This is a genomic window from Tardiphaga sp., from assembly GCF_028290785.1.
Lineage (GTDB): Bacteria > Pseudomonadota > Alphaproteobacteria > Rhizobiales > Xanthobacteraceae > Tardiphaga.
Genome location: NZ_JAQGJD010000247.1, coordinates 1 through 18,977 on the forward strand (window position 1 = coordinate 1; position 18,977 = coordinate 18,977).

The 18,977-nt window shown below is 64.3% G+C and carries 17 protein-coding genes; 12 read left to right on the forward strand and 5 right to left on the reverse strand.

The window, feature by feature from the left end; all coding sequences use genetic code 11:
* The 3 genes from JWR89_RS15540 to JWR89_RS15550 all read right to left on the reverse strand — a co-directional run.
* The coding region (locus JWR89_RS15540) for a class II fructose-bisphosphate aldolase (RefSeq protein WP_299717672.1) at positions 1–516 on the reverse strand (516 nt) is incomplete at its 3' end.
* A gap of 27 nt (positions 517–543) precedes the next feature.
* A complete protein-coding gene (locus tag JWR89_RS15545) occupies positions 544–1,419 on the reverse strand; it encodes a phosphoribulokinase (protein ID WP_299717674.1) in 876 nt (291 codons plus the stop codon).
* 8 nt (positions 1,420–1,427) lie between these two features.
* Positions 1,428–2,477, reverse strand: coding sequence for a class 1 fructose-bisphosphatase (locus tag JWR89_RS15550; protein WP_299717676.1), 1,050 nt, complete (start codon positions 2,475–2,477; stop codon positions 1,428–1,430).
* A 155-nt stretch (positions 2,478–2,632) separates the two neighbouring features.
* On the opposite strand from JWR89_RS15550, the gene JWR89_RS15555 reads away from it, so the two are divergent.
* Both JWR89_RS15555 and JWR89_RS15560 read left to right on the forward strand, forming a co-directional pair.
* Entirely contained in the window at positions 2,633–3,598 is a 966-nt protein-coding gene (locus tag JWR89_RS15555; protein WP_299717678.1) for a LysR family transcriptional regulator, read from the forward strand.
* 174 nt (positions 3,599–3,772) lie between these two features.
* A complete protein-coding gene (locus JWR89_RS15560) occupies positions 3,773–4,453 on the forward strand; it encodes a biliverdin-producing heme oxygenase (RefSeq protein ID WP_299717680.1) in 681 nt (226 codons plus the stop codon).
* Positions 4,454–4,579: 126 nt separating this feature from the next.
* On the opposite strand, the gene JWR89_RS15565 is transcribed toward JWR89_RS15560, so the two are convergent.
* Positions 4,580–5,011 carry a helix-turn-helix domain-containing protein gene (locus JWR89_RS15565; protein WP_299717682.1) on the reverse strand — a complete coding sequence of 144 codons (432 nt, stop codon included), beginning with the start codon at positions 5,009–5,011 and terminating at the stop codon, positions 4,580–4,582.
* Between the two features lie 89 nt (positions 5,012–5,100).
* Here JWR89_RS15565 and JWR89_RS15570 point away from each other — a divergent pair, with 89 nt between their 5' ends.
* Both JWR89_RS15570 and JWR89_RS15575 read left to right on the forward strand, forming a co-directional pair.
* On the forward strand, positions 5,101–5,916 hold the full coding sequence (locus JWR89_RS15570) for an oxidoreductase (RefSeq protein ID WP_299717683.1): 816 nt from the start codon (positions 5,101–5,103) through the stop codon (positions 5,914–5,916).
* A 48-nt stretch (positions 5,917–5,964) separates the two neighbouring features.
* Positions 5,965–6,966 carry an NADP-dependent oxidoreductase gene (locus JWR89_RS15575; RefSeq protein ID WP_299717685.1) on the forward strand — a complete coding sequence of 334 codons (1,002 nt, stop codon included), beginning with the start codon at positions 5,965–5,967 and terminating at the stop codon, positions 6,964–6,966.
* A 42-nt stretch (positions 6,967–7,008) separates the two neighbouring features.
* Here the strand turns inward: JWR89_RS15575 and JWR89_RS15580 are convergent, their stop codons facing one another.
* A complete protein-coding gene (locus JWR89_RS15580; RefSeq protein ID WP_299717700.1) occupies positions 7,009–7,710 on the reverse strand; it encodes a GrlR family regulatory protein in 702 nt (233 codons plus the stop codon).
* Positions 7,711–9,187: 1,477 nt separating this feature from the next.
* On the opposite strand from JWR89_RS15580, the gene JWR89_RS15585 reads away from it, so the two are divergent.
* The 8 genes from JWR89_RS15585 to JWR89_RS15620 all read left to right on the forward strand — a co-directional run.
* Complete coding sequence (locus JWR89_RS15585) at positions 9,188–9,694, forward strand: hypothetical protein (RefSeq protein ID WP_299717687.1); 507 nt, start codon at positions 9,188–9,190, stop codon at positions 9,692–9,694.
* A gap of 221 nt (positions 9,695–9,915) precedes the next feature.
* Positions 9,916–13,380, forward strand: a complete 3,465-nt coding sequence (gene smc, locus JWR89_RS15590) for a chromosome segregation protein SMC (RefSeq protein WP_299717688.1) — start codon at positions 9,916–9,918, stop codon at positions 13,378–13,380.
* Positions 13,381–13,615: 235 nt separating this feature from the next.
* A complete protein-coding gene (locus JWR89_RS15595) occupies positions 13,616–14,605 on the forward strand; it encodes a small ribosomal subunit Rsm22 family protein (protein WP_299717689.1) in 990 nt (329 codons plus the stop codon).
* Between the two features lie 67 nt (positions 14,606–14,672).
* Entirely contained in the window at positions 14,673–15,065 is a 393-nt protein-coding gene (locus JWR89_RS15600; RefSeq protein WP_299717691.1) for a hypothetical protein, read from the forward strand.
* Between the two features lie 320 nt (positions 15,066–15,385).
* Complete coding sequence (locus tag JWR89_RS15605) at positions 15,386–15,946, forward strand: LemA family protein (protein ID WP_299717693.1); 561 nt, start codon at positions 15,386–15,388, stop codon at positions 15,944–15,946.
* 128 nt (positions 15,947–16,074) lie between these two features.
* The gene (locus tag JWR89_RS15610; protein ID WP_299717695.1) at positions 16,075–17,214 is read left to right on the forward strand and encodes a M48 family metallopeptidase; all 1,140 of its coding nucleotides are present in this window, start codon (positions 16,075–16,077) and stop codon (positions 17,212–17,214) included.
* A gap of 140 nt (positions 17,215–17,354) precedes the next feature.
* A complete protein-coding gene (locus tag JWR89_RS15615) occupies positions 17,355–18,104 on the forward strand; it encodes a hypothetical protein (protein WP_299717697.1) in 750 nt (249 codons plus the stop codon).
* Positions 18,105–18,327: 223 nt separating this feature from the next.
* Positions 18,328–18,977: hypothetical protein (locus tag JWR89_RS15620; protein ID WP_299717698.1), on the forward strand; the 650-nt coding region annotated here is incomplete at its 3' end.

Below are 18,977 nucleotides of genomic sequence, written 5' to 3' on the forward strand. Positions count from 1 at the left end.
CAGCAACTGGTCGTGGGAGAGCTGGCCCTCGGCGCCGTGGCCGTCCTCCTTCTCGCCCATGCCCGTTTCCAGCGAGCCGAGCACACCGAGCTCGCCCTCGACGGAGATGCCGCCGAGATGGGACATGTTCACCACCTTCTTCGTCACGTCGACATTGTAGGTCCAGTCCGCCGGCGTCTTGCCATCGGCCTTCAGCGAGCCGTCCATCATGACCGACGTGAAGCCGGCCTGGATCGCCGTCATGCACGTCGCCGGTTCATTGCCGTGGTCGAGATGCACGCAGACGGGAATGTGGGGGTAGATCTCCATCACCGCGTCCATCATATGCTTCAGCATGATGTCGTTGGCGTAGGACCGCGCGCCGCGCGAGGCCTGGATGATGACCGGCGCATCGACCGCCGCCGCGGCGTCCATGATCGCGAGACCCTGCTCCATATTGTTGATGTTGAAGGCCGGCACGCCGTAGCCGTGCTCGGCGGCGTGATCCAGCAATTGCCGTAGGGTAATGCGTGCCATGGGACCTCCTGTTGTGTGAGAGTCTCGCTATTTCGCGCCGCGCTTGCGTTCAATCAGTTGCAGGATCAGCGGCGTCAGAATGAGCTGCATCGCCAGGTCGAGCTTCGAGCCGTGGATCACGATGGAATTGGCGCGCGACATGAAACTGGCGGGGATCATCGACAGCAGATAGGGAAAGTCGATGCCGCGCGGATTGCGAAAGCGGATCACCACCATCGATTCGTCGGGCGTGGGGATCCAGCGCGCGATGAACGGGTTCGACGTGTCCACCGTCGGCACACGCTGGAAGTTGATGTCGGTCTCGCTGAATTGCGGGCAGATGTAATGGATGTAGTCCGGCATCCGGCGCAGGACGGTGTCGGTAACCGCTTCGGTGGAATAGCCGCGATCGCTGCGGTCTCGGTGCAGCTTCTGGATCCATTCGAGATTGATGACCGGGACGACGCCGATCTTGAGATCGGCATATTGCGCGACGTTGACCGTCTCGGTTACCACCGCGCCGTGCAGGCCTTCATAGAACAGCAGGTCGGAATTTTCCGGAAGCTGCTGCCACTCGGTGAAGGTGCCGGGCGCGCCGCCGTGTTTCTCGGCTTCGACATCGTCGTGAATGTAGGTGCGCGTCCTCCCGGAGCCGGTGACACTGTAGTCGCGAAACGTGGCCTCCAGCTCTTCGAACAAATTGGTGTCGGGGCTGAAATGGCTGAAGTGCTTGTTGCCGCGCTCGGACTCGTCTGCCATCCGGTTGCGCATCTCGAGGCGGTCATAACGATGGAACGCATCGCCCTCGATATAGACCGCCTCGACCTTCTCGCGGCGAAAGATCTGCTCGAACGTTCGCTTCACCGAGGTGGTGCCCGCGCCTGACGAGCCGGTGATCGAAATGATCGGATGCTTTCGCGACATGAGGCCCTCTAGACACGGAAAAGGCCCCGGCGCGCGAACAAGGGATCGACCTTGGTCGCAGCGGCGGGATCAAGATGCAGCAATTCGATGCGCTGCACCTTGTCGATCGAACCCATGATCAACGGCACGCGCTGGTGAATGGACGTCGGCGCCAGATCGAGAATGCGCTCGCGGCCGGTGATGGCACCGCCGCCGGCCTGCTCGACGATGAAGGCCATCGGATGCGCCTCATACAACAGCCGCAACCGGCCATCGCCATAGCCTTTGCGGGCATCGGACGGGTACAGGAACACGCCGCCGCGGATCAGGATGCGATAGGCCTCCGCGACCAGCGACGCGATCCAGCGCATGTTGAAGTTCTTGTTGCGCGGGCCCTCCTCGCCGGCGAGGCATTCCTCGACGAAGTCGCGCACCGGCTGTTCCCAGTGGCGATGGTTGGAGGCGTTGATGGCGTATTCGGCGCTCTCGGCGGGAATCTGCACGCGGCTTCGGATCAGTCTGTAAGTGCGCTCGGCGCGATCCAGCGTAAAAATATCGACGCCGTCGCCGAGCGTCAGCACCAGCGAGGTCTGCGGGCCGTAGACGACGAAACCGGCGGCGATCTGCGCGCTGCCACGGCCGGTGAACGGCGTTTCGCCGGTGTCCGCCGGCATGATCGAAAAGATCGTGCCCACGGTCATGTTGGTTTCGATGTTGGATGAGCCATCGAGCGGGTCGTAGGCGATCGAGATCGGACCGGAGGCATCGCCGACCTCATGGGTCTCGGCCTCTTCCGAGGCCAGCGCCGCGTAGGGCACGGCCTTCAGCGCCGCGCGGATGATCTGGTCGGCGCGGACGTCGAGGTCCTTCTGCACGTCGCCGTCGGCGTTCTCGCCGCCCTGCGCCGCACCGGTAATCCCGGCCAGCGCGCCGCGGCCGATCAGTTCGGAAATCTCGATCGAGGCCACCGCAAAGGCATCCACCGCCGCCGCCACAGCGAGCCGCACGGGGTCCTGCCCCGCGAACGAATTGGTATGCCGAAACAGCGTCAGGTCGCGGGTCTTAAGGTCTTGGGTCATCGTCGCCTCCCAGGAAATGCACCGCCCCTTCTGGCATGGGCGTTGGTTGCATTGACACACCCGAAGGCGGCCACTCCTGTTGCCCACAGATATTGACGACCGCCGCTAAATAAGGGAAATTTCATTATCTTCGCTGTGACGAAAGCTTTCCTTATATGTCGAAGCGCTTTCGCGACGTCTCTATCCGGCAGTTGCGCGCGCTGGCCGCGCTGCAAGCCAGCGGCAGCATCACCGCGGCCGCTGGAAAACTGCACCTGACCCAGCCCGCGGTGACGCTGCAATTGCGCAACCTGCAGGCGCTGGCCGGCCTGCCGCTGATCCAGCGCACCGGCGACGGCATGGTGCTGACCGACGCTGGCCGCGAAGTGCTGGCGCTGTCGGAACGCATCGAGGCGGCGATGGCGGCCTGTGCCACGTCGCTGGAGATGATGGCCGGCAAGACCGGCGGCCGAATTTCGATCGGCGCGGTATCGACCGCCAAATATTTCGTGCCGTTCGCGATCTCCGGCTTCTCCAAGCTGCATCCGGAGATCGAGGTGCGGCTGACCATCGGCAACCGCCAGGAGATCGGCGCGGCGCTGCGCGGCTACGATCTCGACTTCGCGATCATGGGCCGGCCGCCGGTCGATATCGAGATGGACGTGCACCTGATCGGCGATCACCCCCACGTCATCATCGCGCCGACCGCGCATCGCCTGGCGCGGAAAGCCAAGCTGGCGTTAAGCGACCTTGCGGGAGAGACCTTTCTCACCCGCGAGCCCGGCTCCGGCACGCGGGGGCTGATGGAGCAACTGTTCGAATCCGCCGGCGTGCGGCCGACCATCGGCATGGAGATGAGCAGCAACGAGACCATCAAGCAGGCGGTGATCGCCGGGCTCGGCATCGCCTTCATCTCGGCGCATACGGTGGCCACCGAACTCGACGAGCGGCGGCTGGCGATGCTCGACGTGGTCGGGCTGCCGATCGTCCGGCAGTGGTTCGTGGTCTCGCGCCGCGACAAGGTGCTGCTGCCGCCGGCGCAGGCGATGCAGCGGTTTCTCGGCGAGCAGGGCGCGCAGTTCCTGCCGCGCACCCACGGCCGGCTGCGCTTGACGCGACCGTCGAAACACGACGCCGGCTAGGACCGCGCGACCCGGGCTTGTGGCCGCCATGAGAGCCGGTATGATGCCGATCGATGCAGCCCCCGCACCCCCGAAGGCACGCGGCCTGATCGATCCGATGACACATAACGCCTGAACCGGTTTCAGGACGCGGAGCGGCGTCGCCTGGCGATGCCGCACAGAAAGAGACGGGGAATGACCACGGCCATCGCCAACACCACCGCGCCGACCAGCGTGGTGAGCGCGCTTTATCTCGGCACCAAGACGCTCCATACCGAAGCGGAACGATCCGGAATTATCCGCGACCTGCTGCGCGGCGAGGCCAGCCGCGACGGCTACATCCTGCTGCAGCGAAACCTGCTGCCGGCCTACCGCGCGCTGGAGCTTGGCCTTGAGCGGCACCGCGACACGCCCGCTTTGGCGGCACTGGCGGCCTATCGCCTCGATCGCGCGACGCCGCTGCAGGCCGATATCACCGCACTATGCGGCGGCGACTTTGCCGGCATTCCGCTACTGCCCGCCGGCGAGGCCTATGCCGCGCGCATCGCGCAGGCCGCCGAAGGCGACGGGGAGAGATTGATCGCGCACGCCTATACGCGCTATCTGGGCGACCTCAGCGGCGGCCAGATTTTGAAGCGACTGCTGGCGGAGAAACCTGGCCTGCAGCCCGATGAATTGTCGTTCTATGATTTCCCGGGCCATGCGGACCTCGCCGCGTTGAAAGCCGACTATCGCAGCGCGCTGGACAAGGCCGGCGCATTGGCGGCCAACCCGCAGGCGATTATCGAGGAAGGCTCAACGGCGTTCTCGCTGAACATCGACCTGTCCTGGGCAGTGCAGAACGCGTTGCTGCCGGCGCCGGCTGCCGCGGAGTAGGCGTCGAATGACGCGCGCGCGATCGACGAACGCGCATTAGGAAACCGCGAAAACCCGCGACGTTTGTGACGTCGATGACGCCCAGGTCACTGGTGCCAGCATTGGCGCCAACTGCCCCGGGGCGGCTCATTCGGGTGCGGCGATACGAATGGGACGTGTTCCGACCGCAGCGCCTGTGGCGCGGTCGATGGTGACGGGATCGATCTCCGTTCCAGTCTCGGCGTCGAAGAACCGGGTCACCTTGCCGCCGCCGCGATGTTTGCGTCCCCACGCGCCGATTGAAAACAGCACCGGCAACAAGTCGCGGCCGGCCTCGGTCAGCACATATTCGTCCCGTGGCGGACGCTCCGAATACCGGCGTTTCGCCAGCAGCCCCTCCTCGGTCAGGGCTGACAACCGCCCCGTCAACATGGTCGGAGCGATACCGAGGCTTTTGCGGAAATCATCGAAGCGGGTCAGCCCGGCATTGGCATCGCGCATGATCAGCATGCTCCATGCGTCCCCCACGAGCGCCAGGCTCCGGGCGATCAGGCAGGGCTCGTTCGAAAGATTCTTCATGTCGGTATCTTTTTAGTAGTGACTTACTATTGTTTTCATAGTAACTCATCGCTCATCGATGTTCCACAACAAAATGAAAGCGGAAACCTATGAGCAAGAAAGCACGCGGCATTGCCCTGGTTACGGGTGCTTCCTCCGGTATCGGGCTGGCGACGGCGCAAGCGCTGCGGCGTGACGGTTACCGCGTCTTCGGCACCAGCCGAAAGCCGATGCCCAATACCGCAGACGGGATCACGATGCTGGTCTGCGACGTGATCGACGATGCATCCGTGCAGCGCGTCGTCGATGAGGTGCTCAGCCGCGCCGACGGGATCGATCTTCTCGTCAACAACGCCGGTCTTGGCCTCGTTGGGGGCGCCGAAGAATCCTCGGTTGCACAGGTGCAAGCGCTGTTCGACGTCAATCTGTTCGGCGTCATCCGGATGACCAATGCAGTGTTGCCATCGATGCGGCGGCGCGGCCAAGGGCGCATCATCAACATAGGCTCGATCCTGGGCCTGATACCCGCGCCGTATTCGGCTCACTATTCGGCGGTAAAACACGCCATTGAGGGCTACTCGGAATCACTGGATCACGAGGTTCGTGCCTTCAATATTCGCGTCTCGGTGATCGAGCCGGCGTTCGTCCGTACCGTCTTCGACCAGAATGGGATCAAGCCGGATTCCATCTTGAATGAATATGATGGCGCTCGGGCTGGCCTCGACGCGCTGCTTCGCGATGTGATGCCTAAAGCCGATCTGCCGGATGTCGTAGCCGCTGTGGTCGTCAAGGCCGCGACCGATGCCAGTCCGCGACGCCGCTATACCGCTGGCAAGGCCGCGCAGCAGATCAGCATCCTGCGCCGGTTTGCCCCCGCAGCGATATTCGACAAGAGCTTGCGCAAGCAGTTCCGCTTGCCGGTCTGACGGCCTTGCTCGGTCTGCCTGCTTGCTATGGAAACGAAAGTTAGTCTGATGAAATCATTCCTGATCGATCGCTACAAGAAAGGCGGCGCGCTGCGGCTCGGCGACAGTCCCATGCCGGCGTTGCGTGACAACGACGTCATGGTCGAGATTCATGCCGCCAGCGTAAACCCCCTCGACGGCAAGATCAGGGACGGCGAATTCAAGCTTATCCTGCCCTATCGTCCGCCCTTCATCCTGGGGCACGACGTCGCCGGAACGGTTGTCAGGACAGGACCGAAGGCCCGTCGGTTCAAGGTGGGCGACGAGGTCTATGCGCGGCCGCGCGATCATCGAATAGGTACATTCGCCGAGTTCATCGCCATTGATGAAGCCGACGTGGCGCTGAAGCCCAACAACCTCAGCATGACGCAAGCCGCATCCATGCCGCTTGTCGCGCTGACCGCATGGCAGGTGCTTGTCGAGCGGGCCAATCTGCAGAAGGGGCAGAAGGTCCTGATCCATGCCGGCTCGGGCGGTGTCGGCACCATCGCGATCCAGCTGGCCAAGCATCTCGGGGCCCATGTGGCCACGACCACGAGCACGGGAAATGTCGCTTTCGTCAAAAGTCTCGGCGCAGACGTCGTGATCGACTACAAAAAGGAGGACTTCGAGAAAGTGCTGCACGGCTATGACGTCGTGCTGAACGCCCTTGGCAAGGACACGCTGGAAAAGTCCCTGGCCGTGCTGAAACCGGGCGGCAAGCTGATCTCCATTTCTGGCCCGCCCGATCGGGAATTCGCGAAACAGAACGGCTTCGGCTGGCTGCTCCAGCAGGTCATGGGCCTGCTGAGCTTCGGCATCAGGAGAAAATCTAAACGCCGGGAGATCAGCTATTCGTTTCTCTTCATGACAGCGAATGGCGGGCAGCTTGCGAGAATCACTTCTCTGATCGAGGCCGGCGACATCCGCCCGGTGGTGGACCGGGTGTTTCCGTTCGAGGAGACCAACGAGGCACTGGCCTATGTCGAAACCGGCCGTGCGAAGGGAAAGGTTGTCGTCGCTGTGAAGTGACGCCGGCGACCCGTCCTGCAGGCTCTGGCAGGGCGGCCTGCCTTACGCCCGCTGCAACAGCGTCAGCGTGGCGGCGAGCCGCAGGCTGCGCTTGCCGGCCAGCGCGGTGGCTTCCCAGGCCGCGCCCTCGGCATCGCAACTGCCGGAAAAGCCGATGCCGACCTCGTGGCCGCCGAACACCGGATCGCCCTTCGCCGGCGTGTGTTCCTGGTTGACGATCTCGCCCTTCCAGCGGCCGTTGGCCGAGGAATAGGCGCCGAGATAATAGAAGAACGCATCGCCGCCGAGCATGCGGCCGTCATGCAGCACCATCACCCCGGTGAGGCCGCCCTGCAGCCCGTCGAGCATGCGGATGTGCAGCGAATACAGCCCGTTGAGGACACCGCCGTCGCCGACCTCGCCCGCCGGCGGCAGCGAGTCGTCGTCGAGCGGGGTCATCACCGAGCGCAGCACCGCATCAGGCGCCCGCTCCGGCGCGCCCTCGAAGCGGAAGGTGTTGCCCTCGGCGCGGCCGCGGATGACGATCTCGTCGTCGTCATTGCCATACAGCGTGCGAAACCGCCGATCCGCTGCGTGGCGCTGCCCGGCGACGCGCCCGACAATCTCGTCGCCGTCCTGCTGGTAGGAGCCGACATGGGCGAACGCCGAATTGCCACCCAGCATGCGGCCGCCATGGACATGCATGACGCTGCGGCCGGCCACCTCGCCGGCGTGGTACTCACACTTGTAGAAGCCCTCGAACACAGCGCGTCCCCGGCGGTATCCGTAGAACATAGACGATCGCGCAAGCAGAGAGAAGCGACGCCAACGCCTACCGCGTGCGGCATCGTCGCATGACTAACATTCCGATCCACCGCTTCAAACAGCCCAGTGTTGAACAGCCAAGCCTTCGCGTTCTCGCGACGCCGCAGCGCCCGAGGGTTGCAAAGATCTCCCCCGGACATGAGGGGAGCGGCGCGCCGAAAGGCGCGGGGGTAGCAGTCGCGCAAGGCGCCGCCGCCCGGCGAAGGGCGATCACGCCACGCGCATCGCCTTTCGGCGCGCCACCGCGGCTTTTCTGTTCGGGGGACCGTACTTCCGTCTGCAGGAGACCTCCTCGGCCTGTCACGGACAGGTCGTGGCGCCATTCAGCGGGCTTTCGCCCGCTTTACCCGCATCCGTCCAGCTCATTTAGAGCAGCGCCCCGTAGTGGGCACGGACGGTGACCCCCGACCTCCCGAGTCCGTGGGTGCGAGCCACGGCCGCAGGCGCCGCATCCTGCCCCACTCCAAGAACGCCTCATGAAGCGCCCCTCGTTCGACAGGACGGAGGGGAATATAGTCAATAAAGGAATATTGTCAACAGTGATTGGTAGGGTGGGCTAAGGACCTTGCGCCGTGGCCACGCGTACCCGCAGATCGAAGACGTTACACGCTTCGCTTTGCCCACCCTACGGCTACTGCACCTTTAGTGCAGCGCGCTCCGACGTCAGATAAGTACGATAAGCGACATCCACGCTATCGATATAGCACTCCACTTGAGTTATTTTGCGGGTACTACACAAATAAGAAGCGCAATCATTGGACTCGTGTTCTCTATAATGATTGTATCCCGCCACAATAAAACCAAGGGAGGGATAATACCAAATGACAAAATGGATTTTGGCGGCAGCGATGGTTGCGATGGCGACTGGCGCTATAGCTCAGACATACGGCACTTTTGGCACCGGCTCGAATTCGAACAGTCACGGCGTCGGTGGACACGTCACGAGCAGCGGCACATATGTCGCACCGCATCAGGCAACCAACCCCAATAGCACTCAAAGCGACAACTACAGCACCCGCGGTAACGTCAATCCTTACAACGGAGCCGTTGGGACGCGAACGCCACGCTAGTAGCGGAGAGGGTAAATGGGGGTGGGCAAAGGCGCCCTTGCGCCGTGCCCACGCGTCCCGCCGATCGAAGACGTGGGCACGCTTCTCTTTCCCCACCCTACGGCTAGCTGGCAAGTAATTCGGCGTTTTATGCGAGCAATCGGCCCATTAGCCATGTAGCCCGCATGAGCGAAGCGATATGCGGGACGACGGTGCTCCAGAACGCACCGCATGTCGCTCCGCTCATGCGGGCTACGCTTGCTCTTGCGCCGTGCTCGCCGCCCCTCTCAAATATCCTCGACTGCGCGGTGGGCATGTTGCACTTTGCCCCTACGGCTACAGCTCAGTTGGCAAGTTGAGGATACCAAATGACAATCGACTGGTGGGAGCTTTGCAAAACGCTATCAGGCTTTATTGGTGCCGGTACGGGCACTTTGGCACTGTATTTGAACAGATCCGATGCGCGAAGAAGCAGAATGGCTGCAGAACCGCGAGCAACATTTCTGTTTAATCCACATGCAGAAGATGGCGATTGGTACGTTATCAAGTTGACGTTTGACAATATTCGCCAATCTCTCATTTTAACTTCAGCAGAAATTTTGAAGCCCAACAGCGCAATCATCGCTGCTCGAAAGAAGAGCGAAGGCGGATCCCAGATCCGCGATGAGGCGAAGAAGGGAAAAAAGATAGCCGTAAAGTGGTCGGTGAATCCTCCCGTCGACGGAAAATCTGCGGCCGGCTTCGCCCATCTTTGTTTGAGACTGCCTGCGAACGTCACGCCAACCAGCGTGTCTCTAAAACTCCAGGGGCATTACATTGCAGGAATGCAAGAAGCGGTCGTGATCAGGACTCATGGTCGCGTGGGATTGGGCTGACAAAGATCTGCTCCAAACCTCTGGAAAACCCCCCGCCCCGCGTTGCCCTTCGCGCCCCCGGCGGCCATTGTCCGGCCCTTGAGAGCTGCATTGCAGCGAGTCCCGGCGCGCATCGCCATACCGTTTATGGTATTGTTTGCACTGGACGATTCGCGCTCTGCCTCTGCTCTGCCTTGCGCCGCCCGGCCGTTCGCCGGCGGGAACCATAGAGTAACGTGTCCATGAAACTCACGCGCCTGCGCCTGCACGGGTTCAAATCCTTCGTCGAACCCACCGATTTCATGATCGAACCCGGCCTCACCGGCGTGGTCGGGCCGAACGGCTGCGGCAAGTCGAATCTGGTCGAGGCGCTGCGCTGGGCGATGGGCGAGACGTCCCACAAGTCGCTGCGCGCCGCCGACATGGACGCGGTGATCTTCGCCGGCTCCGGCAGCCGCGCCTCGCGCAACCACGCCGAAGTGGTGATGACCATCGACAATACCGACCGCACCGCGCCGGCGATGGTCAACGACTCAGAGATTCTGGAGATTTCCCGCCGCATCGAGCGCGACGCCGGCTCGAGCTACCGCATCAACGGCCGCGACGTCCGCGCCCGCGACGTTCAAATTCTGTTCGCCGACGCCGCCACCGGCGCGCGTTCGCCCGCCCTCGTCCATCAGGGCAAGATCGGCGAAATCATCCAGGCCAAGCCGGAAGCGCGCCGCCGCGTGCTGGAAGACGCCGCCGGCGTCGCCGGCCTGCATGCTCGCCGCCACGAGGCCGAGCTGCGCCTCAAGGCCGCCGAAACCAATCTGACCCGCGTCGAGGACGTGATCGGCCAGCTCTCCGGCCAGATCGACGGGCTGAAGAAGCAGGCACGCCAGGCGATCCGCTACCGCGAAGTGGCGCAAAAGGTGCGCAAGGCCGAGGCGCTGCTGTTCCACATCCGCTGGATGCAGGCCCATGTGGACGTCGCCGAAGCCCAGCAGACCCACGACCTGAACGTCCGCGATCTCGCCGAACGCACCCGCGAACAGGGCGAAGCCGCGCGCATCCAGGCGATCCGCGCCAACGACCTGCCGGGGCTGCGCGAGGCCGAGGCCCGCGCTGCCGCCGGCCTGCAGCGCCTGACCAATGCCCGCGAGCAGCTCGACCGCGAGGAAGTCCGCGCCAAGGAGCGCGTCGGTGAACTCGACCGCCGGCTCGCGCAGTTCGAAAGCGACGTGGCGCGCGAGATGCAGCAGGCGGAAGACGCCGAGATCGCGCTGCTCAAGCTCGACGAAGAAGACGTGATGCTGAAGGAAGAGATCGCGTCGCGCATCGATCAGCGCGGCGGCGTCGATGACCGCGTTTCGGAGGCCGAGGCCGTGCTGGCCGCCGCCGAGCGCACCTTCTCCGAACTCACCACCGCGCATGCGGACATGACCGCCAAGCGCAACCAGCTGCAGTCCAACGTGAAGACCCACGCCGACCGGCTGACGCGTTTGGGCCAGGAAATCGCCAATGTCGAAGCCGAGATCGAGCGGCTGACGCAGACGACGTCCGGCTTCGGCGATATCGACGAACTCGCCGCGCTGATGGAGACCGCGCAGGAAATCCTGGTGATGGCCGAAGGCACCGTGCAGGACGCGGAATCCGCGCATCTGGCCGCCCGCCAAACGCTGGAATCCTCGCGCGCGCCGCTCAACGAGGCCGACAAGAAGGTGCAGCGGCTGGAGACCGAAGCCCGCACCATCTCCAAAATTCTCAACGGCGAGACCAAGAATCTGTGGCCGCCGATCATCGACGGCGTCAGCGTCACCAAGGGGTTCGAGAAGGCGCTGGGCGCGGTGCTCGGCGACGACCTCGACGCCCCCGTGGATCCCTCGGCGCCAATGCGCTGGACCGATGCCGGCGTGCACGCCGAAGACCCCGCGCTTCCGGACGGCGTGGAGTCGCTCGCCGACCACGTCAATGCGCCGCCGGAGCTGGCGCGTCGCCTGAAGCAGATCGGCATCGTCAGCAAGGAACAGGGCGCGGCCCTCGTCTCGCAGCTCAGGACCGGGCAGCGGCTGGTGTCGCGCGAAGGCGACGTCTGGCGCTGGGACGGCTTTGTCGCCGGCGCTCATGCACCGACCGGCGCCGCCCGCCGCCTCGCCGAACGCGCCCGCCTCACCGACATCGAAGCCGATCTCGAAGCGGCCCGCGTCGATGCGCAATATAAGCGCGAAGCGCTGGAGCAGGCCGAGGCTGCGCTGAAGTCGGCTTCGGCCGCGGAAGCCGCGTCGCGCGACGCGCTGCGCAATGCCCGCCGCGACATCGACCAGGCCCGCGAGCGCCATGCCAATGCCGAGCGCGAGATCAACCGCCACGCCGCCCGCCGCTCGGCGCTGACCGAGGCGCAATCGCGCCTGGCCAACGACCGCATGGAAGCCGAAGCCGCGCATGAGAGCGCGCACGCCGCGCTGGAATATCTGCCTGACAGTGCCGACACCGAGGCGCAGCTCGCCTCCGTGCGCGGCGAGATCGAGGGCCATCGCCGGCTCGCGGCGCAGGTCCGCGCCGAAGCCCAGGCGCTGGCGCGCGATGCCGAGCTCGCCGACCGCCGGCTGCAGGCGATCATCGCGGAACGCGCGCAATGGGCCAGCCGCAAGGCGGGTGCTGCGTCGCAGATCCAGACCGTGACCTCGCGCGTCGCCGAAGTCACTGCCGAGCGCGCCGAGCTGGAAGACGCCCCGGCGATCTTCCTGCAGAAGCGCCGCGCGCTGATCTCGGAAGTCGAGAGCGCCGAAGAGGCGCGCCAGCTCGCCGCGGACGCGCTGCAGGTCGCCGAGAACGCCATGAAGGAAACCGACCGCGACGCCAAGGCGTCGCTGGAAGCCTTGTCCAGCGCGCGCGAGGCCTGCGCCCGCGCCGAGGAGCGCATGGAAGGCGGCCGCCGCCGGCTCGAGGACATCGAACGCGAAATCCGCGACATGCTGGAAGTGGAGCCGGAAGGCGTTGCCGCCATGGCGGAGATCAAGGAAGGCCACGAGCTGCCGCCGCTGCACGAGATCGAAGCCGAGCTGGAAAAGATGCGCCGCGACCGCGAACGGCTCGGCGCGGTCAATCTGCGCGCCGAGGAAGAACTCAACGAAGTCGAAGGCTCGCACAACAGCCTGGCCACCGAGCGCGACGACCTGGTGGAAGCCATCAAGCGGCTGCGCCAGGGCATCCAGAGCCTCAACAAGGAAGCCCGCGAGCGGCTGTTGACCTCGTTCGAGATCGTCAACGGCCACTTCAAGCGGATGTTCGTCGAACTGTTCGGTGGCGGCGAGGCCGAACTGAAGCTGATCGAGAGCGACGATCCGCTCGAGGCCGGCCTCGAAATCGTCGCCAAGCCGCCCGGCAAGAAGCCGCAGACGCTGTCGCTGTTATCCGGCGGCGAGCAGGCGCTGACCGCGCTGGCGCTGATCTTCGCGGTGTTTTTGACCAACCCGTCGCCGATCTGCGTGCTCGACGAAGTCGACGCGCCGCTCGACGACCACAACGTGGAGCGGTTCTGCAACCTGCTGCACGAAATGGCCGCCACCACCGAGACCCGCTTCATCACCATCACCCACAACCCGATCACCATGGCGCGCATGCACCGTCTGTTCGGCGTGACCATGGCCGAACGCGGCGTCTCGCAGTTGATCTCGGTGGATCTCGAGAACGCGGTGAAGATTCTCGATCAGGAAGTGGCGTAACTGAAACGCGAAGCCGATGGCTTCCCTCCCCCCGCTTTTGCGGCGGGGAGGGTTGGCCGAACGAAAACGATGCGCAGCATCGCTTGAAGTGGAGGCCGGGGTGGGGGGCGCCCCACGCTCTGCATCCGTGTTGCACCACCCCCCACCCGACCGCGCTACGCGCGGCCACCCTCCCCACCACGCGCAGCTTCGCTGCGCTTTGGGGGGAGGGAAGAAAGAAAGAGGGCGCGCTGCCATGACCGCCCCCGACCTCCCCGCCGAACTCACCGCCGCGCTGAACGCCAGACTGCACGGCCTGTCGCGGACCGATGCCGCGGCGCGCGCGGATGCGATCTCGAAAACCTATCGCGCCGGCGGCGGCTCCGTCGCCATCCGCAGCGAGGCCGACGCGCTGGCCTATGGGCTGGCGCGGATGCCGGCGACCTATGCGGCGGTGATTGCGAGCCTCAATGCACTCAGCGAAGTGCGGCCCGATTTCGCGCCGGTGAGCCTGCTCGATTGCGGCGCCGGACCGGGCACCGCGAGCTGGGCCGCAGCGCAGGCGTTCGACTCACTGAACGCCTTCACGCTGCTCGACGCCAACCCGGCGCTGCGCGCGCTGGCGCTCGATCTCACCGCGGGCAGCTCGCGCCTCGCGGCGCTGCGCTACGATCTCGGCGATGCCGCTTTGAGGCTCGCCGAAGCACCACAGGCCGATCTCGTGATCGCCAGCTATGTGATCAACGAGCTGAACGACGCCGCGCGGAAAAAAATGATCGCGGCGATGTGGGCGAAGACACGCGATACGCTTGTCATCGTCGAGCCCGGCACGCCGGCCGGCTATGCGCGCATTCTCGATGCGCGCGCGATGTTGATCGCCGACGGCGCGCACGTCGTCGCGCCGTGCCCGCACGACCATCCCTGTCCGCTGACGGCGCCGGACTGGTGCCACTTCACGCAGCGGCTGCAGCGCTCCAAAGTGCATAAACAACTCAAATCCGCAGAACTTCCCTACGAGGACGAAAGATTTATCTATGTGGCGCTGTCGCGCACCGCGCCGGCGCAACGCCCTTCGCGCGTGCTGGCGAAGCCGGTGACGACCAAGGTCGCGATCACCTTGAAACTATGCACTGATGCCGGCGTGATCGCCGCCGTCGCGCCGCGCCGCGACAAGGCGACGTATGCGCGCTACCGGAAATTCGACTGGGGCGATGCGGTGTTCGATTCGAACGAAACACCGGAATAATTCTCTCACGCCGGCGTTTGTTCTCCTGACGCATCCGCGTTCAACGTGTCATCAGGAGTAACGTCACATGTCCAGGATAACGACCAAGACATTCGCCGCTGTTGCGGCCCTCGCTTTCGTGCTCGCCTCGTCCGCGGCTTCCGCGCAGATGCTGAAGACCGCGGACACCGCCAAGGGCAAGACCTTCGTCGATGCCAAGGGCATGACGCTCTACACCTTCGACAAGGACTCCGCCGGCAAGTCGGCGTGCAACGGCCCGTGCGCGGAAAACTGGCCGGCGCTGATCGCCGCCGACGACGCCAAGCCGACCGCCGACATGACCATCGTGGTGCGCGACGACGGCAAGAAGATGTGGGCCTACAAGGGCAAGCCGCTCTACACCTTCAAGAAGGACATGGCCGCCGGCGACACCAATGGCGACGGCTTTTTGAATGGCGCCTGGCACATGGCGAAGCCGTAAGCTGCATCGTCGATGCGCTGAATAGTGAACTGCGCTTCGTCCCCTCCCCCCTTGCGGGGGAGGGTTAGGGAGACGGGTGACCGCACACGCTGGCTTCGGCATTCCTTGCCACCCCCACCCCTGCCCTCCCCCGCAAGGGGGGAGGGAGTTACAGCGTTCGCGGCTATCTCGCCGCGATCCGCTTCCAACATCACCCCATACGCATTGAACGAATATTTCCATCGCCGCGACCAACCGCTGCCGCCGCCGCGCGGCCCCTGCCCTGCGGCGTGAATATCGTCTAGGCTGCGGCATCGATGTTGAATTGGGGGATTGTCACCATGTCGACCGGCTGGATTTTTCTTGGCGTCATCGTCGCGCTCGTGCTGTTTGCCTTTGCCGCCTACAACCGGCTGGTGGCGCTGCGGCAGCGGGTCGATCAGTCGTTCGCCGATATCGACGTGCAGCTGAAGCAGCGGCACGATCTGATCCCGAACCTGATCGAGACCGTGAAGGGCTATGCGGCGCATGAGCGCGGCACCCTCGACGACGTCATCAAGGCGCGCAATTCGGCGATGTCGGCGCAGGGCCCGGCGCAGGTCGGCGCCGCAGAAAACCAGCTCTCCGGCGCGCTCGGCCGGCTGATCGCGCTGTCGGAGGCCTATCCGGATCTCAAGGCCAATGCCAATTTCCAACAGTTGCAGTCCGAGCTCTCCGACATCGAGAACAAGATCGCCGCCAGCCGTCGCTTCTTCAACAATGCGGTTTCGGAATACAACACCGGGATCCAGCAGATGCCCGCGGCGCTGTTCGCCGGCACGTTCGGCTTCACCCGCAAGGAATTCTTCGATCTCGGCACGGCCCGCGCCGAAGTCGAGGCGGTGCCGCAGGTGAAATTTTAGCTGTCGTTCCGGGGCGCGAGGGCGCAGCCCGAGCGAGCCCGGAACCCCGGGATGTTTTGAACATCTCCGGATTCCGGGTTCGCGTGCGGCTGGCGCCGCTTGCGCCCCGGAATGACGAGGAGAATTCCATGGCCGCCTACGGTCTCTACACCCACATCGCCTCGAACAAGACGCGCTCGGTGGTGCTGCTCGCGGGCCTGTTCCTGCTGATCTATGTGATGGTGTTTGCCGGCGCGCTGATTGCCGAGGTGGCGATCGCCAGCAACGGCTCGGTGGAGTATTATCTCAATGCGGCCACCCGCGACCTGATCAAGGCGCTGCCCTACGCCACCATCGGCGCCGCGGCATGGATCGTGATCGCCTATTTCTTTCACCAGAACATGATCGACGCCATCACCGGCGGTGAGGACGTCACCCGGCAGCAGCAGCCGCGGCTGTATAATCTGCTGGAGAACCTGTGCATCTCGCGCGGCATCGCGATGCCGAAACTGAAGATCATGGAGTCCGATGCGCTCAACGCCTTCGCCACCGGCCTCAACCCGCGGCAATATTCCATCACCGTCACCACCGGGCTGTTGCGCGCACTGAACGACGACGAGATGGAAGCGGTGCTCGGCCACGAACTGACCCACATCCGCAACGGCGACGTGCAGTTGATGGTGGTGGCGGTGATCATCGCCGGCGTGGTCGGCTTCACCGCCGAACTGTTCTTCCGCATGTTCATCAATTCCGGAATGAATTTCGGCGGCCGCTCGTCGCGCTCATCATCGTCCTCGTCGGACAACAACAAGGGCTCCGGCGGCGGCGCGGTGTTCGTGATCATCCTCGCGGTGGCGCTGATCGCGCTGGCCTGGGCGCTGTCGCTGGTGGTGCGGCTGGCGCTGTCGCGCTCGCGCGAACTGCTGGCCGATGCCGGCTCGGTGGAACTGACCAAGAACCCGGACGCCATGATCTCGGCCTTGCGCAAAATCGAGAACCGCGGCGAGCTGCCGGGCGCCACCTCGGCGGTGATGGAAATGTGCATCGACAACCCGCGCGAGGGCTTTGCGGACCTGTTCGCGACGCATCCCTCGGTGGACTCCCGGGTGGCGGCGCTGGTGAAATTCGCAGGGGGGCATGACCCCGGCCGGCTGGCGCTGCCGGGAGACACCGACGATCCGGCGTTGTCCGACGGCGCCAGCCCGCCGCTGCCGCCGCGCTCCGGGCCATGGGGCGATGCGGAGACGGCGCAGGGGGCAACGCAGGGTCCCTGGGGCCGGCATAGGTGAGGTCATTCCCCGGACAAGAAGCCGGCCACTATTGAAATCCCCCATGTTTCTGCCATGTTCGCGCCCAAAGTCGGCTTGGGGTACGGTGCCTCCACGCGATTCTTGATCGCGCAAAGCCTCTCGGCACGTAAAGGATTTTCATGGCGAAGCCAGCAGTGATTGTGGTCGGCGCGGACAAGGGCGGCGTCGGCAAGACCACGGTGTCGCGGACGGTGCTGGATTATTTCAGCGCCAACAACGTCCCCACCCGCGCCTTCGACACCGAATCGCCGCGCGGCACCCTGAAGCGCTTCCATCCGGACATCACCGAGATCGTCGATATGACGACCACGTCCGACCAGATGAAGATCTTCGATACGCTGAACTCCTCGGCGCCCTCGGTCACCGTGATCGACGTGCGCGCCGGCCTGCTCTCCACGGCGCTGGCCAACCTGCGCGACATCGGCTTCCTCGACGCCGCCAAGTCCGGCCAGATCACCTTCGCCGTGTTCCATATACTGGGCCCGTCGATCGCATCATTGGACGAGATCGCCGAGACCGCCGCCTTCATGAACGGCGCGAAGTATTTCCTGGTGAAGAACTTCATCAACAACACCAGCTTCTTCGAATGGGACCAGGCGACCTACAACTCCTATTTCCACCGTATCAAGGACGCCGTCGAGATCACCATCCCGAAACTCAACGAGATGGCCTACGAGCAGGTCGAGGTGTCCTCGGTGCCGTTCCTCAAATTCGTCGCCAACAAGGGCGTCAATGACGAGGCCGCGAACTATTCCTTCGTGCTGCGCGGCTATGTCAGGCACTGGCTGGCCAACGTGTGGAGCGAGTTCGACCGCATCAAGCTGACCGACCTCGTCAACGACAAGCCCAACCGCCCCGGCGAGAAGTAGCGCTTCTTCACCTCTCCCCGCTCTGCGGGGAGAGGTCGGAGCCTCGCGTCAGCGAGGCTTCGGGTGAGGGGGAGCCAGCGTTTTGCTCGAAGAGCCCTTCACCCCAGCCCTCTCCCCGCCTAGCGAAGCTTCGCTTCGCCGGGCGGGGCGAGGGAGCGCACGGCCGCCGCCCGGCATCCGTTAAAATCGAACTACCATCCTGATCGCCCGATATATTGCCGCCATGCGCCGTACGCCCGTCTACATCATCTGCTCGACGCGCCCGCAGGTCGGCAAGACGCTGATCGCGCGGCTGCTCACGGAATTCCTGGCGCTGCAGCGCGGCGGCGTGACGGCCTTCGACATCAATCTGAAGGAACCGTCGCTGCTCGACTTCCTGCCGAAGCTGACCGAGACCGCCGGGGTCGAGGACACCTTCGGCAAGATGGCACTGATGGACCGGCTGATCGTCCATGACGACGTCGGCAAGGTGATCGACCTCGGCTATCACGCCTTCGACGAATTTTTCAAGATGACCGCCGAGATCGGCTTTGCCAAGGAAGCAGCCAGACGCGGCGTGATGCCGATCGTGCTGTTCATGGCCGATACCGACCGCGCCTCGCTGCGCGCCTACGCCATGCTGCAGGAACAGATCCCGGCGCATGCGCTGTACGCCATCGACAACGAACACGTGCTGCGCGGCGAGATTCCGCCGGCGCTGGCGCAGGGCCGCGTGCTGCAGATCGCGGCGCTGCCGGTGTTTTTGAAAACCTATATCGACCGGCTGAACTTTTCCTTCACCGGCTATCTGCGCACGGAGAAGGATTCTTCCACCGAGCTGCACCAGTGGATCCGGAAGAACTATTTCAGCTTCCGCGAGATCGAATTGCAGTT